25 protein-coding genes and 3 tRNA genes are annotated in these 15238 nt (G+C 65.6%); 11 read left to right on the top strand and 17 right to left on the bottom strand.

All coding sequences use genetic code 11. The annotated features are described in order from the left end of the window. On the bottom strand, nt 1-1012 hold a 1012-nt coding region (locus tag K2Z83_RS15770; RefSeq protein ID WP_220596151.1), incomplete at its 3' end, for a glycosyltransferase family 2 protein. Between the two features lie 66 nt (nt 1013-1078). Continuing rightward, entirely contained in the window at nt 1079-1282 is a 204-nt protein-coding gene (locus K2Z83_RS15765; protein ID WP_220596150.1) for a zinc ribbon domain-containing protein, read from the bottom strand. Between the two features lie 177 nt (nt 1283-1459). Here K2Z83_RS15765 and K2Z83_RS15760 point away from each other — a divergent pair, with 177 nt between their 5' ends. The 7 genes from K2Z83_RS15760 to K2Z83_RS15730 all read left to right on the top strand — a co-directional run bounded on the left by K2Z83_RS15760 (nt 1460) and on the right by K2Z83_RS15730 (nt 5904). After that, nucleotides 1460-1696, top strand: a complete 237-nt coding sequence (locus K2Z83_RS15760; protein ID WP_220596149.1) for a hypothetical protein — start codon at nt 1460-1462, stop codon at nt 1694-1696. A gap of 47 nt (nt 1697-1743) precedes the next feature. Next, a complete protein-coding gene (locus K2Z83_RS15755) occupies nt 1744-3864 on the top strand; it encodes a SulP family inorganic anion transporter (protein WP_220596148.1) in 2121 nt (706 codons plus the stop codon). Nucleotides 3865-3939: 75 nt separating this feature from the next. Continuing rightward, complete coding sequence (glpX, locus tag K2Z83_RS15750) at nt 3940-4914, top strand: class II fructose-bisphosphatase (protein WP_220596147.1); 975 nt, start codon at nt 3940-3942, stop codon at nt 4912-4914. A gap of 112 nt (nt 4915-5026) precedes the next feature. After that, nucleotides 5027-5103 (top strand) — tRNA-Trp (locus K2Z83_RS15745). 64 nt (nt 5104-5167) lie between these two features. Then, the gene (locus K2Z83_RS29995; RefSeq protein WP_370650191.1) at nt 5168-5659 is read left to right on the top strand and encodes an HNH endonuclease signature motif containing protein; all 492 of its coding nucleotides are present in this window, start codon (nt 5168-5170) and stop codon (nt 5657-5659) included. Nucleotides 5660-5664: 5 nt separating this feature from the next. Next, a tRNA-Ser gene (locus K2Z83_RS15735) sits at nt 5665-5754 on the top strand. A 60-nt stretch (nt 5755-5814) separates the two neighbouring features. After that, nucleotides 5815-5904: transfer RNA gene (locus K2Z83_RS15730), tRNA-Ser, on the top strand. A 240-nt stretch (nt 5905-6144) separates the two neighbouring features. Here the strand turns inward: K2Z83_RS15730 and K2Z83_RS15725 are convergent. Beyond that, nucleotides 6145-6417, bottom strand: coding sequence for a hypothetical protein (locus tag K2Z83_RS15725; RefSeq protein WP_220596145.1), 273 nt, complete (start codon nt 6415-6417; stop codon nt 6145-6147). A gap of 149 nt (nt 6418-6566) precedes the next feature. Here K2Z83_RS15725 and K2Z83_RS15720 point away from each other — a divergent pair, with 149 nt between their 5' ends. The 4 genes from K2Z83_RS15720 (at nt 6567) to K2Z83_RS15705 (ending at nt 8762) form a co-directional block, all read left to right on the top strand. After that, complete coding sequence (locus K2Z83_RS15720) at nt 6567-6830, top strand: hypothetical protein (protein ID WP_220596144.1); 264 nt, start codon at nt 6567-6569, stop codon at nt 6828-6830. A gap of 372 nt (nt 6831-7202) precedes the next feature. Continuing rightward, on the top strand, nt 7203-7430 hold the full coding sequence (locus K2Z83_RS15715) for a hypothetical protein (protein WP_220596143.1): 228 nt from the start codon (nt 7203-7205) through the stop codon (nt 7428-7430). Between the two features lie 74 nt (nt 7431-7504). Then, the gene (locus K2Z83_RS15710) at nt 7505-8260 is read left to right on the top strand and encodes a hypothetical protein (RefSeq protein WP_220596142.1); all 756 of its coding nucleotides are present in this window, start codon (nt 7505-7507) and stop codon (nt 8258-8260) included. Next, complete coding sequence (locus K2Z83_RS15705; protein WP_220596141.1) at nt 8250-8762, top strand: type II toxin-antitoxin system VapC family toxin; 513 nt, start codon at nt 8250-8252, stop codon at nt 8760-8762. The genes K2Z83_RS15710 and K2Z83_RS15705 overlap by 11 nt, the downstream gene beginning before the upstream one ends. A 150-nt stretch (nt 8763-8912) precedes the next feature. Here K2Z83_RS15705 and K2Z83_RS15700 read toward each other — a convergent pair whose 3' ends face one another. From K2Z83_RS15700 to K2Z83_RS15635, 14 genes are all read right to left on the bottom strand, one after another. Next, entirely contained in the window at nt 8913-9116 is a 204-nt protein-coding gene (locus K2Z83_RS15700; protein ID WP_220596140.1) for a hypothetical protein, read from the bottom strand. A gap of 9 nt (nt 9117-9125) precedes the next feature. Beyond that, complete coding sequence (locus K2Z83_RS15695) at nt 9126-9278, bottom strand: hypothetical protein (RefSeq protein ID WP_220596139.1); 153 nt, start codon at nt 9276-9278, stop codon at nt 9126-9128. 617 nt (nt 9279-9895) lie between these two features. Beyond that, nucleotides 9896-10177 (bottom strand): hypothetical protein, encoded by a 282-nt coding sequence (locus K2Z83_RS15690; protein WP_220596138.1) that lies wholly within the window; start codon nt 10175-10177, stop codon nt 9896-9898. Between the two features lie 133 nt (nt 10178-10310). Continuing rightward, nucleotides 10311-10817 carry a hypothetical protein gene (locus K2Z83_RS15685; protein WP_220596137.1) on the bottom strand — a complete coding sequence of 169 codons (507 nt, stop codon included), beginning with the start codon at nt 10815-10817 and terminating at the stop codon, nt 10311-10313. Between the two features lie 15 nt (nt 10818-10832). Then, nucleotides 10833-11075: a hypothetical protein gene (locus K2Z83_RS15680; RefSeq protein WP_220596136.1), complete on the bottom strand. Its 243-nt coding sequence runs from the start codon at nt 11073-11075 to the stop codon at nt 10833-10835. Nucleotides 11076-11144: 69 nt separating this feature from the next. Further along, nucleotides 11145-11486 (bottom strand): hypothetical protein, encoded by a 342-nt coding sequence (locus K2Z83_RS15675; RefSeq protein ID WP_220596135.1) that lies wholly within the window; start codon nt 11484-11486, stop codon nt 11145-11147. A gap of 16 nt (nt 11487-11502) precedes the next feature. Then, a complete protein-coding gene (locus K2Z83_RS15670) occupies nt 11503-11985 on the bottom strand; it encodes a hypothetical protein (protein WP_220596134.1) in 483 nt (160 codons plus the stop codon). A 41-nt stretch (nt 11986-12026) separates the two neighbouring features. Then, the gene (locus K2Z83_RS15665; RefSeq protein ID WP_220596133.1) at nt 12027-12407 is read right to left on the bottom strand and encodes a hypothetical protein; all 381 of its coding nucleotides are present in this window, start codon (nt 12405-12407) and stop codon (nt 12027-12029) included. A gap of 119 nt (nt 12408-12526) precedes the next feature. Next, nucleotides 12527-13132, bottom strand: coding sequence for a hypothetical protein (locus K2Z83_RS15660; protein ID WP_220596132.1), 606 nt, complete (start codon nt 13130-13132; stop codon nt 12527-12529). A 104-nt stretch (nt 13133-13236) separates the two neighbouring features. Next, nucleotides 13237-13548: a hypothetical protein gene (locus K2Z83_RS15655; RefSeq protein ID WP_220596131.1), complete on the bottom strand. Its 312-nt coding sequence runs from the start codon at nt 13546-13548 to the stop codon at nt 13237-13239. A gap of 13 nt (nt 13549-13561) precedes the next feature. Then, nucleotides 13562-13972 carry a hypothetical protein gene (locus K2Z83_RS15650; protein WP_220596130.1) on the bottom strand — a complete coding sequence of 137 codons (411 nt, stop codon included), beginning with the start codon at nt 13970-13972 and terminating at the stop codon, nt 13562-13564. Then, nucleotides 13969-14733, bottom strand: coding sequence for a hypothetical protein (locus K2Z83_RS15645; RefSeq protein ID WP_220596129.1), 765 nt, complete (start codon nt 14731-14733; stop codon nt 13969-13971). The genes K2Z83_RS15650 and K2Z83_RS15645 overlap by 4 nt, the downstream gene beginning before the upstream one ends. Next, complete coding sequence (locus K2Z83_RS15640; RefSeq protein WP_220596128.1) at nt 14730-15005, bottom strand: hypothetical protein; 276 nt, start codon at nt 15003-15005, stop codon at nt 14730-14732. Before K2Z83_RS15640 ends, K2Z83_RS15645 begins: the two co-directional genes overlap by 4 nt. Further along, on the bottom strand, nt 15002-15232 hold the full coding sequence (locus K2Z83_RS15635) for a hypothetical protein (protein ID WP_220596127.1): 231 nt from the start codon (nt 15230-15232) through the stop codon (nt 15002-15004). Before K2Z83_RS15635 ends, K2Z83_RS15640 begins: the two co-directional genes overlap by 4 nt. Nucleotides 15233-15238: the final 6 nt, after the last annotated feature.

The following is a 15238-nucleotide window of genomic DNA, read 5'->3' as shown; positions in this document are numbered from 1 at the left end:
CGCGACGCCAGCGCCCCCAGATCGCGCTGGCGCGCGCGGCGAGCCCGAGGGGCAGGCGGCGCTCGGCCAGAGACAGGGGCAGCTTGAGCATGCGCGGGCGCGGCCCGCCGCACTGGAGGGCGTAGGCCAGGTAGCGCAGGGCGTCGGCCGGTCGGCCGCCCCGGGCCTCCAGGTTGGCCATGGCCGCGTAGATGTCGGCGAGCACCGGGCCGCGCCCGGCGCGCAGCTCGGCGGGCAGGCCGGGCTCGGCGAAGAAGGCCTCGGCCACCGCAAGCCACTCGCGGTAGAAGCCGGCGAACTGGCCGACCGTCTTCGACTCGGCGTGGAGGCGGTAGGTGGCCACCAGGGCGCGCACCTGCTGGAAGGGGGCAAGGCGGGCGGCCCGCGCCCAGTAGTCGGTGTCCATGCTGTAGCGACGGCCGAGGCTGATCGGGCCGACGCGGGCCACGATCTCGCGGCGCAGAAAGACCGTGGGCTGGGCGGGGAGCTCCAGGCGCAGCAGGGCCAGGGGCGAGTAGGGGCGGCCGTAGAGCCGGGTGAGCGGGCGGCCGGCGGCGTCGGTGTACTGGGCGTCGGCGTAGACCGCGCCGGCCTCGGGGTGCGCCAGCAGCGCCCGCACCTGGCCGGCGATCGCCCCCGGCAGGTAGGTGTCGTCGCTGTTGAGCCAGGCCATAACCTGGCCCCGGCAGCGGGCCCAGCCCTTGTTGATCGCGTCGCTCTGGCCCCTGTCCGGCTCGCTCAGCCAGCGCAGGCGCAGCTCGCCGGCGTAGTCCCTGAGCACGTCCAGGCTCTCGTCGGCGCTGCCGCCGTCGATGACGAGGTACTCCAGGTTCGGGTAGCCCTGGCCGAGCACGCTCTCGATCGTGTCCCGCAGGTAGCGGCCCTGGTTGAACGAGGGCGTCACCACGCTGACCAGGGGCAGCGCGGGGTCGCCGATGATCGGCGCGGGCGCATCCTCGACGGGGCCGTACGCGGCCCAGGGCGGCGACTCGCTGGCGAGGGGGGTGTTCATGGCTGTATTATAGCGCCCCCGGCCCACACAAAGACGATGCGCGGCTCACGGCCGCGGCCTGAGCCCTCAGCCAACCGGCCCGCAGTCGGACGCCGCTGAGGACGCGGAGCCCGTGGAGCGCGGGCCGGAGGTGGCGAACATCGAGAGCAGGCGCTCGGGCCGCTCGCCGCCGCAGGTCGGGCAGGCGATCTTCGGCGCCGAATCGCTGCTGCGGACGAGGCGCTCGAAGCGCGCGTCGCAGTCGGGGCACTGGTACTCGTAGAGCGGCATAGAGCAATGACCTCCAGAGAACAGAGAACAGGGGACAGGGGACAGGGGCGTGCGCCCTGCCTCACCGCATATGATGCGCGGGGCCGGGCGGAGGTTACAGCGGGCGGAGAATCCGCCCGAGGGCCGATCTAGCGCCGGGGGGCCGCGTGATACCCTGCGCTTTGAGGAGACACTCATATGATGCCCTTCGCCCCTCACCGCTACTGGCGGCTGCTGACCGCCTACCTCGCGCCCCGGCGCGCCCAGCTGGGGCTGCTGGCCCTGCTGATCTTCGGCGGCGCCGCGCTCCAGCTGCTCAGCCCGCAGATCGTCCGCCGCTTCATCGACGCCGCCCAGGCCGGCGGGCCCTCATCAGACATGCTGGGCGCGGCCGGCATGTACATCCTCGTCGCCGTAGGCCCGCCCCTCGCCTAAAAACGTGCTACCATAATCCCACATCACATGTCATCGAGGACAGGGTCATGCTGACCTATCTACGCGGCACGTCCACCCTGCTCACCCAGCCCGCCCGCCTGCTGCGGGGCTACTCGCGGGCCGCCCTGCGCGCCGACCTGATCGCCGGCGCGTCGGTGGGGGTCGTGCTGCTGCCGCAGTCGCTGGCCTTCTCGCTGCTGGCCGGGCTGCCGCCGACGATGGGGCTGTACGCGGCCATCCTGGCCAGCGTGATCGGCGCGCTGTGGGGCTCGTCGAGCCACCTGCACAGCGGGCCGACCAACACCGCCTCCATCCTGACGCTCTCGGTGCTGCTGCCGATCGCCGCGCCGGGCAGCCCGGAGTTCATCGCCGCCGCCGGCCTGATCGCGGTGATGGCCGGGCTGCTGCGCCTGCTGATGGGCGTGGCCCGCCTGGGCCTGCTGGTCAACTTCGTCTCGGACTCGGTGGCGGTCGGGTTCACGGCGGGGGCCGGCATTCTGATCATGTCCAACCAGATCGAGCCGGTGCTGCGGCTCGATCTCCAGAGCACGGCCAGCCTGTTCGACACGCTGCGCTCCACGGCGGCGCAGATCGGCGAGCTGCACCCGCCATCGCTGGCCCTGGGCCTGGGAACGATCGGCCTGCTGCTGATCCTGCCGCGCGTGCAGCGCAGGCTGCCGGCGGTGCTGCTGAGCGTGGTGGCGAGCGGGCTAGCCTCGTGGGGGCTGGGCATGGAGGCGCTGGGCGTGCAGGTGCTCGGCGCGCTGCCGCAGAGCCTGCCGCCCCTGGCGAGCCTGCCGCTGCTCGACATCGACCTGATCGGGCAGCTCTCCAACGGCGCCCTGGCCCTGGCGATCATCGGCCTCGTGGAGGCGGTGGCCATCGCGCGGGCGGTGGCCAGCCACTCGCGGCAGCGCCTCGACAGCAACCAGGAGTTTGTCGGCCAGGGGCTGGCCAACATCGCCGCCGGGGTCTTCAGCGGCTACCCCACCTCGGGCTCCTTCAACCGCTCGGCCCTGAGCTTCCAGTCCGGCGCGCAGACCGGCCTGGGCAACGCCTTCTCGGGCATCTTCGTGCTGGCGGCGATGTTCCTGCTCACCCCGCTGATCGCCCACCTGCCGCGGCCCGCCCTCGCCGGGACCCTGGTGATCACCGCCTACAGCATGATCGACCGCCGGGCCATGGCGCGGATCTGGCGCGGCGCGCCCGGCGACACCGTGATCATGATCGTCACCCTGGCGGCCACCCTGGCCCTGCCGCTCCAGTTCGCCGTGCTGATCGGCGTGCTCATGTCGCTGGGCTACTACCTGCTCAAGACCAGCGCCCCGCGGGTGCTGGCCGTCCTCCCCGACGACACCTTCCGCCACTGGGCCTACCAGCCGGGCAAGCCGGGCTGCCCGCAGCTCGCGGTGGTCGATCTGCTGGGCGACCTCTACTTCGGCGCGGCCAACCACATCGAGGAGAGCCTCTACGATATGCTCGCGCGCGTCCCGGAGCAGCGCTTCCTGATGCTGCGGATGCACAGCGTCCAGCACTGCGACATCAGCGGCATCCGGGCCATGGAGAACATTCTGCGCATCTGCCGGGAGCGCGGCGGCGGGATGTTCCTGGTGCGCGTGCGCGACCCGGTGATGCAGGTGATGCGCAGCACCGGCTTCGTCCAGCTGCTCGGCGACGACGCCTTCCTCGATGAGGACGAGGCGCTGGGCCAGCTGTTCCACCACACGCTCGACCCGGCGATCTGCATCTACGAGTGTGAGGTGCGGGCCTTCCGCGAGTGCCAGGACCTGCCCAAGCGCGGGCTGGTGAACGGCATGGTCGCCCTCGGCGGGCACGGGCTGACCCCGCCGGCGCCCGAGCTGTCCGCCCGCGCGCTGTGGGAGCGCCTGCGCGGCGCCGACCCGCCCCTGGTGGTGGATGTGCGCGAGCCGCGCGAGTACCGGCTCTCCCACATCCCCGAGGCGACGCTCACGCCGCTGCCGGTCATCCTGTCTGGACCCGACGACCTGCCGCGCGACCGGGCGATCACCCTGGTCTGCCGCAGCGGCCGGCGCAGCGCGCGGGCCGCCGCCCACCTGATCGCCCAGGGCCACACGAATATCAGCATCGTCCAGGGCGGCATGCTGGCCTGGGAGGCGGCCGCCCTGCTGACGGCGGTGGAGGTGTAAATAATATCTTTCTATTGCTCAACAATGCCAGCTTCGCTGGCATTGTTGAGCAATAGAAAATCATGTGAGGCGTCTATGAGCGAGGCGAGGCTTCACCGGAACACCGGGCTGGACATGGTGCGGGCGACGGAGGCGGCGGCGATCAGCGCGGCCCGCTGGATGGGGCTGGGCCAGCGCGACGAGGCCGACCGGGCGGCCAGCGCAGAGATGCTGCGCGCCCTCGACAAGCTGGAGATGGACGGGCGGATCGTGCTGGGCGAGGACAGCCGGGTGGATGGCCCGCCCGAGCTGCACGCCGGGCGGCCCGTGGGCACCGGGCGCGGCATCGCCGTGGACGTGGTGATCGACCCGATCGACGGGCGGAGGCTGCTGGCCCAGGGCCGCGCCGGGGCCGTCTCGGTGGCCGCCGTCGCCACCCGCGGCTCGATGTGGTCGCCCAGCCCGGCCGCCTACATGGAGAAGCTGGTGGTCAACCGGGCCGCCGCCGCCGCCCTCGTGCCCGAGTGCCTCGACGCCCCCGCCGCGTGGACCCTGGCCCTGATCGCGCGGGCCAAGGGCAAGGCCGTCCGCGACCTGACCGTCTTCCTGCTCGACCGGCCGCGCCACCACGACCTGCTCGACGAGATCCGCGCCGCCGGCGCCCGCGTGGTGCTCGCCGACGACGGCGATATCTCGGGGGCGGTGCTGGCCGCCACCCCCGACGGCCCGGTAGACCTGCTGATCGGGGTGGGCGGCGCCGCCGAGGGCGTGATCGCCGCCTGCGCCGTGAAGGCCCTCGGCGGCGAGATGCTGGCCCGCCTGGCCCCGCAGAGCCCCGAGGAGCGCGCATCGCTGGCCGAGGCCGGCGTGGAGACCAGGCGCATCCTCAGCTGCGCGGATATGGTCGCCGGCGACCAGATCTTCTTCGTGGCCACCGGGATCACCTCCGGCCTGCTGCTTGCGGGCGTCAGCTTCGCCCACGACCGCGCCTCCACCAACTCGCTCATCCTGCGCTGCGAGACGCGCACCCGCCGCAGCATGCACGCCGACCATCTGATCACGGCGGTGTAGATCGCTGAGGCGCTGAATCACTGAGGCACTGAGACACACGCTCAGTGCCTCAGCGCCTCATCACCTCAGTGTTGCAAAGGCGGCGGGGGTATGGTATTATTTCGCGGTCCGAAGGCGGGTAGCTCAATTAGGCAGAGCAGCGGCCTCCAAATCCGCAGGTTGCAGGTTCGATTCCTGTCCCGCCTGCCATTATTGACACAAGTGTTCTTGTGTATTACAATACAGGCGTATCCGCTTTCGTGGAGACGCCTGTATGATTCGTACACCTAACTGCACGTGTCTTGTTTGCGGCAAGGTTGTCTATCGGCGGCCTCGGGATCTCGCCCGGAATAACGGCAATGTCTATTGTAGCCAGGAGTGCTACGGGAAGGCCTGTCGAAGACCGGTGCCCTGTGTCGTCTGTGGAACGGAGATCCTGGGGAGTCGCCACTCCAAGACCTGTAGCAGGGCATGCGCCAATAAGCACCGGGCGGGGATGAAATACCGTCAGCCTGGAGCTCTGGTCAAAGACAAAGTCAAGGACTCGCAGGCTCTCAAGCGACGACTCATCCTTGCCAGGGGACCGCAATGTCAGCGATGTGCGTATGCGAACCAGGATATTCTCGTCGTCCATCATATTGTGCGGCGGAGCGACGGCGGTAGCAACGAACTAGAGAACCTTGAGCTTCTCTGCCCTAACTGCCACGCAGAAATTCACTTCTACGGGGTAGAGCACTCAAAGAGAGGTACTAAGAATTCAAGTTAACATAAGGGGGTGTGGCGGAGCCCGGTTGAACGCGGCGCTCTTGAAAAGCGCAAGGCTGCAAAGCCTCGTGGGTTCGAATCCCACCGCCCCCTCCACTCAATTCTTACAGTTGGCAATTTGGCGAGGCTATGGTACAATCTGCCGGTAAGTCGCACGGGGAGGTCGCATAGTGGCCTAGTGCGGCGGTTTGCTAAACCGCTATGGGAGCAATCCCATCGAGAGTTCGAATCTCTCCCTCCCCGCCACTAAATCTTGGGAACCCAGAGTTGCCGCCGGAAAAGCGGCGCTCACATTGAAACCGTCGAGTTGTTAAGGTGCCGTCGTAGCCGCCAGAACGTCGCTAGGTGTCACTGGTGCAGGTTATGATGAGTTCAGCAGATACCGACGATCCATCGCGTTAAAGCGTGGGTCGGCGGGTGACATGTGGAAGCGCTGTTCTGCCTCGTAAACTTAGCAGCGCACCCACAAACAGACAGGCGTCTGAGTTAGGCCGCAAGGCCCACTAACTCAGACGCCTGTCTGTTATTTGGATCGTACCTCAGCAAGTCCGTGGTATCGATACCTGCGGCGTGGTAGTAGTCCCCCAATCGCTGCATCATCTCCACATCATATTGGCGGGCACGTCCAAGTTCGACGCGCATGATTGCGCGCCGATCTACCCCGATGGCTCCGGCAACTTCTTCGATCGTTACTTCACGTCCCAGCTTCGCCTGCAAATTGAAGCGGATCTGGCGCGCCCTGCTAATGATCTTCCCCATTGAGTTGCCTCCTCCTGATCACAGGTACACATTAGCACGCTCATATATACCTGTCAAGCGTGCGGCACGTTCTTTATAAAGGGACTTTTCCGGAATACTATAGGCTTATGTGGAACGCACCACGCTGAACTGGCCGATCTCGAAGCAAGGTGGTCGCGCTTGAGACCGCACAACATCGCGATCTGAACCTGCTGCCTCCAGCCTTCCCCAAACCGCCGCTCACCAGACGGGCGGCGAACATTGATGAGCTGTTGACCTTGGAGCTTTCTGATCTCTCGCAGCTGGCAACTATCCTCGCGATCCTGCGCGCCGCTAATGGAGCGATGCAGCCGCACCAGATTGTGGCGGTGATGGAGCGGGCCGGGTGCTACGTACGCTACCAACGCAGGTGTCCGTCAACCTGCAGCGCCTAGTCCACCGCGGGCGGATTCGCAAGGTGAGTCGCGGGTTCTATACGATGTAGCTCTATGTTCGGTAGACCAACCGTGACCTCAAGTGCCGTTGTTGTGGAGAACAATTTGTAGTATTATACAAAGAAGAGTTATCTGATGAACAAAGAGTGATCGCAACAATGAATGATGCAATACCCACCGCTTCGCCAGCCGAGGAGACTACTGCCATCGCCCCGGCGATGCACCGCATCTGCTGCATCGCAGCTCCCCGACGGCCCACACTCTCACCCTCTCTTGCCGATCAGATGCGCGCCGCCGCGGTGTGGGCGCAGATCTTCCAGGAAGCCAGGGTCGCACAGGAACGATATCAGCAAGTGCCTGACGATAAACCAGGTGGATAGTGATGACCTTGATTGCCATAATGACCAACTGACCGAAGCCCTGCAATCCGGCGACGAAACGAGCCTGCGCGCGATGGTTAGCGATCTGGTGACCATCGTCGACTGGAGCGAGGCCGAGCGGATCATCGACGACCTGCGCGTCGACGCTCCGACGGCGAAACGGCTGGCCGATGTGCGGTACTGGATCGTTGAGGAGCAGGACGAAGACCCACAGGGCTAAATCAGGACAGCAGATGACCCAGTCGCGTGTTACGATATACCTCTACGATGAGCAGAACGTAGGGGAGGTGGGTGATGGCTGACACAAGTGTTACACTTGCACTTGACGGCGACATCAGCCTAGAAGATTTTAGCCTTGGCATACGCCGGCTTTCCGAGCTACTGCGGCAGCTCGCAACTGATCTTGCGCCCAAAGATGATGTGTCCTATAGCGTTGCAGAACTTGAGGCGAGCAGTGCTATTAGCACATTTGCAGTAAACGCACGCACTCCTGATGCAGGGCCGCTACTTGTGCGCGCCTATCATTCTGTCGGCGAGGCACTTGCCGCTAAGACCCACGTTCCCTATGGCCCAAAGATTCGAAAGGCGGCTCAGGCATTAGCCGATGTTGCCGAGCGCCCATCAGTCCAGCGCCTACGGTTTCAAACCCACCTTGGGGATTTTGCTATCACACCGCGTGCAAAAGAACCGGTTCGCGAACTGCCAACCGCGATCAGTACTGTTCGTGGAACCATTCAAACGCTCACTAATCGCCGGGGTCTGCGCTTTATCTTATACGACACGCTATTCGATCGTCCGGTGGCGTGCTACTTAAGCGAGCGCGATGAAGATTTAATGCGCAATGCCTGGGGCAAACATGCGACTGTTGAAGGAGTCGTTACCCGCGATCCTGAAACCTGGAGGCCGCTTGCCGTTCGACATATCACCCATGTCACCATTGCCGAGCCGGTCGCGCCCGACGCATATCGCCAGGCTCGTGGTGCACTTCCCTTTGGCGAAGGCGATCCTCCTGCAGAAAAACTAGTCAGGAGTCTACGGGATGGCGATTAGACCCGACTTCATCTACTGGGACACATCGGTCTTTCTTGCGTACCTTCAAAAAGAGCCGGTACGTGTAGATATGATTGAGGCGTGGTTTGCACAAATCCGCCATAATGCTGGCCGAGTAAAGATCGTCACCTCAACGCTGACGATTGCCGAAGTCGTGTTCACCGCAGAAGAGCGCACCCGTGGGCGCCTGATGCCCGACACCGAATCGCGCATCGATACGCTCTGGGCCGATCGCACCTTAATCGAGCTTGTGGAGCCACACGAAGGCATTATGCGCCAGAGCCGAGCGTTGCGCCGCGCTGCCCTTGATCAGGGGTGGACTGGTTTTCGTGCCGCTGATGCAATACATTTGGCATCCGCGCAATATGTGCAAGCAAGTGAGGTGCATACATACGATGATAAGTGGCCGCGCTATACCGTTTTGATAGGACGCCCTATTGGAGAACCTGCGGGTGTCCAACTGCGCTTGGAACAATTGGAAGCCCCTGAAGAGACGCCCTGACACAAACCCGCCCCTGCCGAGCAGCTTGGCGGGGGCGGGTTTGTGTCATCGTGCGACGGCTTCCCCCCTCCTCTCCCGGACTTCTTCCTCCACCTGTTGTGGGTCACCGCAGGTCATCCGGCATATGCTCCGCAAACGCGCTCAGCAGCCTCAGCGGGTCGCAAAGCGCCAGTTCGGCCAACTCCAGGCGAAAGCGCAGGCGGTAAATGCACCAAGGGTGGCCTCGGCCTGGACAATCGGCTCCTGGCCATCGTTGTCCAGGCCAACATGGTGATACTCTGCGTCCCCTTGCGACGATGACTGGAAAGTGGCATCCATGCCGTCGAACGCCAAGGCCGGGTGGACGTAGCGCATGCGGCACAGCTAGGCGATGACGCGGTGAAGCGCGGCATCGTCGGGTAACAGCAGCTTGAGCACCTCGTCCAGGCCGACCTGCGGGTCGGGCAGCGCGGCCAGCGTCGAGGGAGGAGGGATATACAAGGCTGGCGCAGCCGCGGCAGGCTTGGTAGTCACCATAAGAGTCTCCAAGTATTACAACAGCATCACATTGGGATATGTTCGCGCCAGGGGTGTCGATGAGAAGTACGATTAGACTACACGTGGCGAGGAGGTGTTGTGGGTGAAGATAAGGCAAGGGAGAAATACATACAGAGGAGGATGGGCGGATGTTTTTGCGTGAGCGCCTACCCAGAAAAATTACCAACAAAAAAAGAAGGATTCGCTATAGTTAGCGAATCCTCCTTTTAGTTTATGGCTCTAGGGGGTACTGTAAAATACAGGGCGCGACCGGCCGAGGACCATGCAAACCAACTGAACCGCAGAGAGAACCAGTTGAGTCAACACCAACCAACTCACAGACGTAGTGCCTATCAGCACGAGCAGGTGATCAATTAACTCCGCCGACATACTCAGCAGACCAGCAAGCCACTCTATCCGCATAGGAGCCTCCTTTCGAAAGCCCTCTTTGCGGACCAGCTGTTCACAAGCCGGAGTCGAACCGGCTTTCGCACCCAAGCGGGAAACCCCACCCCTGAACCATAAACTACTACCATTATAGCACAGATTAGCGTCCTGTCTATACTGCCTAATTGCGCTCGCACCTGACACCGCTGGAGCAGCCTGAAGAACGCTGGTTAGCGGTTCCGGTGCGATTCCGGCTCTTCGCCAAACCCGACCTCGACGTGCTCACCGTAGAGCCTGCCCAGCATCGTCAGGTGCTCTCGGCTCTCCGGGCCGCGCGGAGCCTTGCCCTGGACGGCAATCGGCTTCGGCTTGGCGGGCGGGGCCACCGTGACGCCGAGGTCGGCGGCCATCGCCTCGACCATCGCGATGGCGTCGGCGCGATCCTTGCGCCACTGGTAACGGGTCGGCGGGCGGAACCAGACTGTCTCGCCGTTGTAGACGATCTTGTCCATAATCGCCTCGCGGAATCGGGTCGAGCTCTCCTCGTAGAGGATTTGGGCCAGGGCAAAGATGAGCGTGTGATCCGCTCCTGGGGCATGCGACACCCGACGTTGAAACGCTATCAACGTGTCCGTATTCCCCTCCCTAATCGGGGAACAGCTCATCAATCTCGCGCTGGAGATCCACAGACGGCGGCGAGACTCTGGGCAGGGGGCGCGCTGGTGGCAGGCTGTCGGGCAATGATAGCTCTGGGATAGAGCTCGTCAAGCGCGCCGGGCTTGGCCAGGGGTATGGCTGCGGCCGGCGCAGGTCGTCCGGCGTGTGCTCGACGAACGCGCTCAGCAGCCCCAGCGGGTCGCGCAGCGCCATCTCGGCCATCAGGATGCGGAACCTGACGCGATGCACGCACCAGGGGTGGCGACCGCCGCGACAGGAGCAGCCCTCAGCTGTGGTGACGTTTTGCACCTCAGGCTCGCTGCCGGACTGGAAGATGGCCTCGACGCCGTCGAAGGAGATCAGCGGCGGCACCAGCGGATCTTTGAGCAGGCGATCGACGGCGCGGGAAGCCGCGTCGTCGCCGTGGTGCAGCTCTTTGAGCACGAGCGCCAGCGCAATCTGTTGGCCGCTTAATTTTCCCATCAGGGCGCTCATCACAATCTCCTGGCGCTAGAGGCCGGCGGCCTCCGTGGCGTACGCCTTCGGCGCGATCTTCCTGGCGGCCTCACGGGCGGCGATCGCGCCGGCGCGGGTGCGGTCGATCTGTGTCTTGAGGGCGCGTAGCCTCTCGACTGCATCGGGGTCTGCGAGGGTCGGCCTGGTGATGGCGATCATTGTCTCCATCTGGCTACGTATGGCGTTGATCTTCTCGACCATCAGGTCGAGGTCGGTAGTCAATCGTGCAATGTCCACGGTGGTGCTCCTGAAACGAAAGAGCGCCGCGCGAAGCATTCGCGCGGCGCCCGATCGGCTTGCTGGGATCTATTCGCCCTGTGGTTCCATGCGTTCGCCCCAGGCGTACTCGGTGTCGTCGCTGTAGAAGCGACCGAGCATGGCCGACGTCTCGGTGTCGGTGTGGGTGGCGGTCGCACCCGAGCCCGCAATGGGAATTGGCGTGGTTGCGGGTCTGGACAGCTTCAGGCCGCGATCCTTCGCCAGGCCGTTGGCCACCGCCTTCAGCGCCGTCAGTCCCCTGCCGACGAACTGGGCCGTCTTCCCATCTACGTCGAGCCCGTAGCCAGGGTTGGTACCGCCCATGCGGCGCCACACCACGATCTCGCGGTTCGCGCTGGCCAGCAGGATGTCGTTGACGGAGTAGTTCATCGCCACGCCTCGCTTTCTAGTAGACCGTTATCTTCTCGCGGGCCGCCATGTCCCAGGCCTCGCACAGCTCGTTCGCCTCAGCCTCCAGGCGGGCCATCTCGTTGCTGAAGGCCTCGCGGCCCAGCGCGGCCCAGTGCTCGGCGTGCTCGCGGCCCAGATTCAGTAGCGCATCGGGTGAGGCAGCCGAGCCGCTCTCGCGGATGTTCTGCGCGACCAGCGCGGCCATCTTTGTGATCCGCGCGCCGCTGACCCCGGTGGGGGCCGACGGCTTCAGCTCCTCGAACACCGAGACCGGCACGCCGAGCAGCTCGCAGGCCCGCTCGATCGCGGCCTTCTGCTCGCTGCGCCAGGCGCGGGTGGCCGGGATGATCTCCGGCGCACTGCCGTCGCAGGTGATGGCGAAGTGGGCTGCGACCTTTGCCGCCGCCGGATACATGACGACCTGGGCGGTCTTGCCGCCGACGCGCTTCTCGAAAACGGTGGTGGGTGTGGTGCTCATTGGGATGCTCCTGGGTGTGATGACGGTGACGCCGACGGCGATTAGCGGTACATCCAGTAGGGCAGGCGCTCGGCCTCGCTCAGCTGGTCGAGCGCCTCCTGAGCGGCGGCCTCGTTGAGGTCGGCCGGCAGCGCGTGCTCGACAGCCAGGCGGGTCACATCGGCGTTGATGCAGTGGAAGGTGATGCCTGCATTCATCCAGCGGGTCAGCTGCAGCTCGACCAGGGCCAGCCGGCTGGCCTCGATGTCGCGGACGCACTGCATCGCCTCGGGTGTGCCGATCTGGCGCAGGTACGCGGCCACGTCCGTGAGCATATCCGGTCCCGCGCCGCACTCCATCGCGTAATGCCATGTCTGGCTGATCGACGCTGCGGCCTCGACCTCGTCGGCCACGTCCAGGATGGGGTTGGTGATTGTCTGCATGGTGTTCCTCCGTGGGCTTTCCGCTTTTTCCTACGCATATTGTAGCACAACTTAGAGCGCCTGTCAATAAGTATTCCGCGTCCTAATGCGGTAAAACGCCCTTCACCGGCCCCAACCTGTCAACGCTTTCGGTGCCTCGGCCTCCACGGCGCAGGCAGCGCGTCCGCTACATCGAGGCCCAAGCTGAGCTGCTCGGCTGCGCCGGCTGCCGGCCGCGCGGCGGCCTCCTCACGTGCGCTGGCAATCGGCCGCAGCCGCGGCCGCGGGTCGAGGTCGAGCGGCTGGAGCTGGAGCGTGAGGTCAACCATCCGCTCTTGCCGCCGCTCGACCAGTCCATCGGCGACCACGATCGCCCGCGCTGCGCTAAGAACTCTCTTGAGGTTCAGCCAGGTTCCGGTCGAAACCTCACGTGCCTGGCTCGTCGCCCACCATTCCTGGCCGAACGTGCGGTGGTGCCCTCCACGCAGCTCAAAGCCCAGGCGGGCCAGTTGCTCGGTGGCCTCGGCGATCGTCATCGGCCCGGCCAGCGAGTCCGCGCAGCGGGCGCGTACCACCAGGTTGCCGAGGTCGTCGGTAGCGTGCGCGGTGCTGATGCCCGCGCCGTCAGGCGTCTGGAGTCCGCGGGCCTCATCGCGGGCGACCCATCGCCCGTTGCTAAGCTGGTGCAGCGTGAATCCGAAGAGGCCGGCCATTTGGCCGGCCTCCTCGACGCTGAGCTGCTGCATCGGCGGCTTGTTCGTGGAGAGCGCGCACAGGCACACGCCGGCGGCGTGCAGCGCGCGATGTACCGGATCCGATCCGCAGTTCATTTTGGCAGCCCTACCGTGGCTTACTTTGGCCAGTACGCAACGAGCTGCCAGATGATGATCGGCAGACCCTCGGCGACAAAGCCAACGTAGACCAGGCGCTCATAGACGCTCCAGTCGCTGATCTTCCAGCGCCTGGCCGCCAGCGCTACCGGCGTGAGCGCGAACACGACGCCAACGACCACCTCGAGGAATATCCACCTTGGTCGTATCGGGTATGCCTGCTCTGCATAGTGGAGGAGGAATGCCAGCAGTAGGCCGAGGAAGAAGGCGTTCAAAGCGACTGCGCGAAAGGGGCGGTGGGCGGACGTGGTGATGATGCGTTGCGGTTTCATGGTTGTTCCTTTCTCAAAAGAGACGTGCTTGTCGTGGCTGCCCGGCCACGGCGGAGCGGGCGGTGCGAAGGGCTTCCTGCCCCTTGCGGCGGCACTCGTCGCGCCACTTGAGCAGCGCGGCAGCGCGGGCGTACTTTGTGGGGCCGGCGTAGACGCCGGCGGCGCGGCACAGCGCCAGCAGCTCGTGAGCGCGGTAGCTGCCGGCCAGCGCCTCCACGCCGGCCCGATCGCTGGCGTAGCCGGCCAGCACGAGCCGCAGGTGGCGCGCCTGCCAGAGACGCTCGGCGCGCTGCGGCTTTGTGCCGCTAAAGGCCACGCCGAAGAGCTGGCAGAGTGCTGCCAGATCCTCGGCGGTCAGGTGGTCGAGCTGATCCCGCCGCCACTCCTGAACCGGACGGCGGTACAGCTCGCGAAAGTGGCTCATCGCCAATGCGGCCCAGCGCCGGCGACGAGGCCGGTGAAGGCCCGTATCGCCGCCGCGGTCTCGGCAGCGGTGCCAGTCTTGAACCACCGCGTGGTAACCAGTGGCAGCATGGTCGGCCGTGGCCAGCGCCGCGTGACCGTCCACCAGGTTGGGCTGAGCAGCGCCCGCGGATCGTCGGCGGGCATGGTGATGCGGCTGAGCGTGATCGTCACGCCCAGGTCGCGCTCGACCCAAAGCGGGGTGCGGCCCAGGGCCGGATCTTCGTCGCCGCCCGTCCATTGCGGCGCGGCCCGGTCGCGCATCCAGGCGCGTAGCAGCTCCATCGCGGCCGCAGGGTCAGGCCCGACAGCGGTGATCGGCTCGACAAGGTCGTCGCCGCGCTCGCGCTGCACGGTGAGCCAGCGGCTTTGGCCAGCCAGCCCGGGCAGCGCGAGGCGATGGCCCTGCCCGTCGCGGGTTGTCTCGCGCGGGTAGTGCGACAGCAGCATCCAGAGGTTCTCATAGCCCAGGTACCGGGCATCCCAACTGCCGAGGTGCGGGAAGCGCAGCTTCGCCAGTGGGTCGTCATTGGCCGGCGCGGCCAGCTCGACCGAGCCATCGGGCGGACCAACCATCAGGCTGCTCGTGTGCCAGCGATCGTCAATGGCATAGTGTGACGGCGGGTGCAACGCGATCCGCCGGGTGGTGCCTGCCGCATCGGGCAGGGCAAAGAGCAGCGCCCCGGCCAGGCCGGCCGGGGCGCGCCGCGTTGTCGCGGTCATAGCGGAAGCTCCTCGTGTTCAGGCGGCGGCTGGCCGCCTCTTGGGCGATAGGTGACGATGGTGATCACCTGGTCAGCCAGGCGGCTTTTGGCGCGCCGTACCAGCTCGGTCGGGTCGAGGGGCTGAATCTTGGCCAGCGGCACGACGGTCACGACGCAGCCGGCATCGTCGGCCAGCGCCTGCAGCGCATCGGCGTCGGCGACCCAGTCCTGCACCGTCCAGCTTCCGAGCGGCTCGCCACTCGTACCGTCTCGCAGCATCACCGCGATCATCGGCGTTCCTCCACGCCCGGCCATGCCGGGCAGCCTGCGAAGGCGCGGGCGCGGTGATAGTCATGCCGCTGGCGGATAAACCGTGCGCGCAGCTCCTCAGTGGCGCGCTCCTGGCCGACCCTCGTGCCGGGAATGATCTGGGCCAGGGTTTCCTCGCTGAGCTGCCGCCACGCGGCCACGAATGCCGGCTCGTTAGGAGGTATGGGTGGCGCCGAAGTGGTATTCATGGCGTT

It is taken from the genome of Oscillochloris sp. ZM17-4, assembly GCF_019599295.1.
Taxonomy (GTDB): Bacteria; Chloroflexota; Chloroflexia; order Chloroflexales; family Chloroflexaceae; genus Oscillochloris.
The sequence above is the reverse complement of the archived record's forward strand: the minus strand, read 5'-3'. Positions and strand labels throughout refer to the sequence as shown.

Excerpts from the sequence above, each read along its gene's own strand:
- K2Z83_RS15765 (WP_220596150.1), bottom strand. The coding sequence starts at position 1,282 with ATGCCGCTCTACGAGTACCAGTGCCCCGACTGCGACGCGCGCTTCGAG.
- K2Z83_RS15760 (WP_220596149.1), top strand. The coding sequence starts at position 1,460 with ATGATGCCCTTCGCCCCTCACCGCTACTGGCGGCTGCTGACCGCCTAC.
- K2Z83_RS15755 (WP_220596148.1), top strand. The coding sequence starts at position 1,744 with ATGCTGACCTATCTACGCGGCACGTCCACCCTGCTCACCCAGCCCGCC.
- glpX (WP_220596147.1), top strand. The coding sequence starts at position 3,940 with ATGAGCGAGGCGAGGCTTCACCGGAACACCGGGCTGGACATGGTGCGG.
- K2Z83_RS29995 (WP_370650191.1), top strand. The coding sequence starts at position 5,168 with ATGATTCGTACACCTAACTGCACGTGTCTTGTTTGCGGCAAGGTTGTC.
- K2Z83_RS15725 (WP_220596145.1), bottom strand. The coding sequence starts at position 6,417 with ATGGGGAAGATCATTAGCAGGGCGCGCCAGATCCGCTTCAATTTGCAG.
- K2Z83_RS15710 (WP_220596142.1), top strand. The coding sequence starts at position 7,505 with ATGGCTGACACAAGTGTTACACTTGCACTTGACGGCGACATCAGCCTA.
- K2Z83_RS15705 (WP_220596141.1), top strand. The coding sequence starts at position 8,250 with ATGGCGATTAGACCCGACTTCATCTACTGGGACACATCGGTCTTTCTT.
- K2Z83_RS15700 (WP_220596140.1), bottom strand. The coding sequence starts at position 9,116 with ATGCGCTACGTCCACCCGGCCTTGGCGTTCGACGGCATGGATGCCACT.
- K2Z83_RS15695 (WP_220596139.1), bottom strand. The coding sequence starts at position 9,278 with ATGGTGACTACCAAGCCTGCCGCGGCTGCGCCAGCCTTGTATATCCCT.
- K2Z83_RS15690 (WP_220596138.1), bottom strand. The coding sequence starts at position 10,177 with ATGGACAAGATCGTCTACAACGGCGAGACAGTCTGGTTCCGCCCGCCG.
- K2Z83_RS15685 (WP_220596137.1), bottom strand. The coding sequence starts at position 10,817 with ATGAGCGCCCTGATGGGAAAATTAAGCGGCCAACAGATTGCGCTGGCG.
- K2Z83_RS15675 (WP_220596135.1), bottom strand. The coding sequence starts at position 11,486 with ATGAACTACTCCGTCAACGACATCCTGCTGGCCAGCGCGAACCGCGAG.
- K2Z83_RS15670 (WP_220596134.1), bottom strand. The coding sequence starts at position 11,985 with ATGAGCACCACACCCACCACCGTTTTCGAGAAGCGCGTCGGCGGCAAG.
- K2Z83_RS15665 (WP_220596133.1), bottom strand. The coding sequence starts at position 12,407 with ATGCAGACAATCACCAACCCCATCCTGGACGTGGCCGACGAGGTCGAG.
- K2Z83_RS15660 (WP_220596132.1), bottom strand. The coding sequence starts at position 13,132 with ATGCAGCAGCTCAGCGTCGAGGAGGCCGGCCAAATGGCCGGCCTCTTC.
- K2Z83_RS15655 (WP_220596131.1), bottom strand. The coding sequence starts at position 13,548 with ATGAAACCGCAACGCATCATCACCACGTCCGCCCACCGCCCCTTTCGC.
- K2Z83_RS15650 (WP_220596130.1), bottom strand. The coding sequence starts at position 13,972 with ATGAGCCACTTTCGCGAGCTGTACCGCCGTCCGGTTCAGGAGTGGCGG.
- K2Z83_RS15645 (WP_220596129.1), bottom strand. The coding sequence starts at position 14,733 with ATGACCGCGACAACGCGGCGCGCCCCGGCCGGCCTGGCCGGGGCGCTG.
- K2Z83_RS15640 (WP_220596128.1), bottom strand. The coding sequence starts at position 15,005 with ATGATCGCGGTGATGCTGCGAGACGGTACGAGTGGCGAGCCGCTCGGA.
- K2Z83_RS15635 (WP_220596127.1), bottom strand. The coding sequence starts at position 15,232 with ATGAATACCACTTCGGCGCCACCCATACCTCCTAACGAGCCGGCATTC.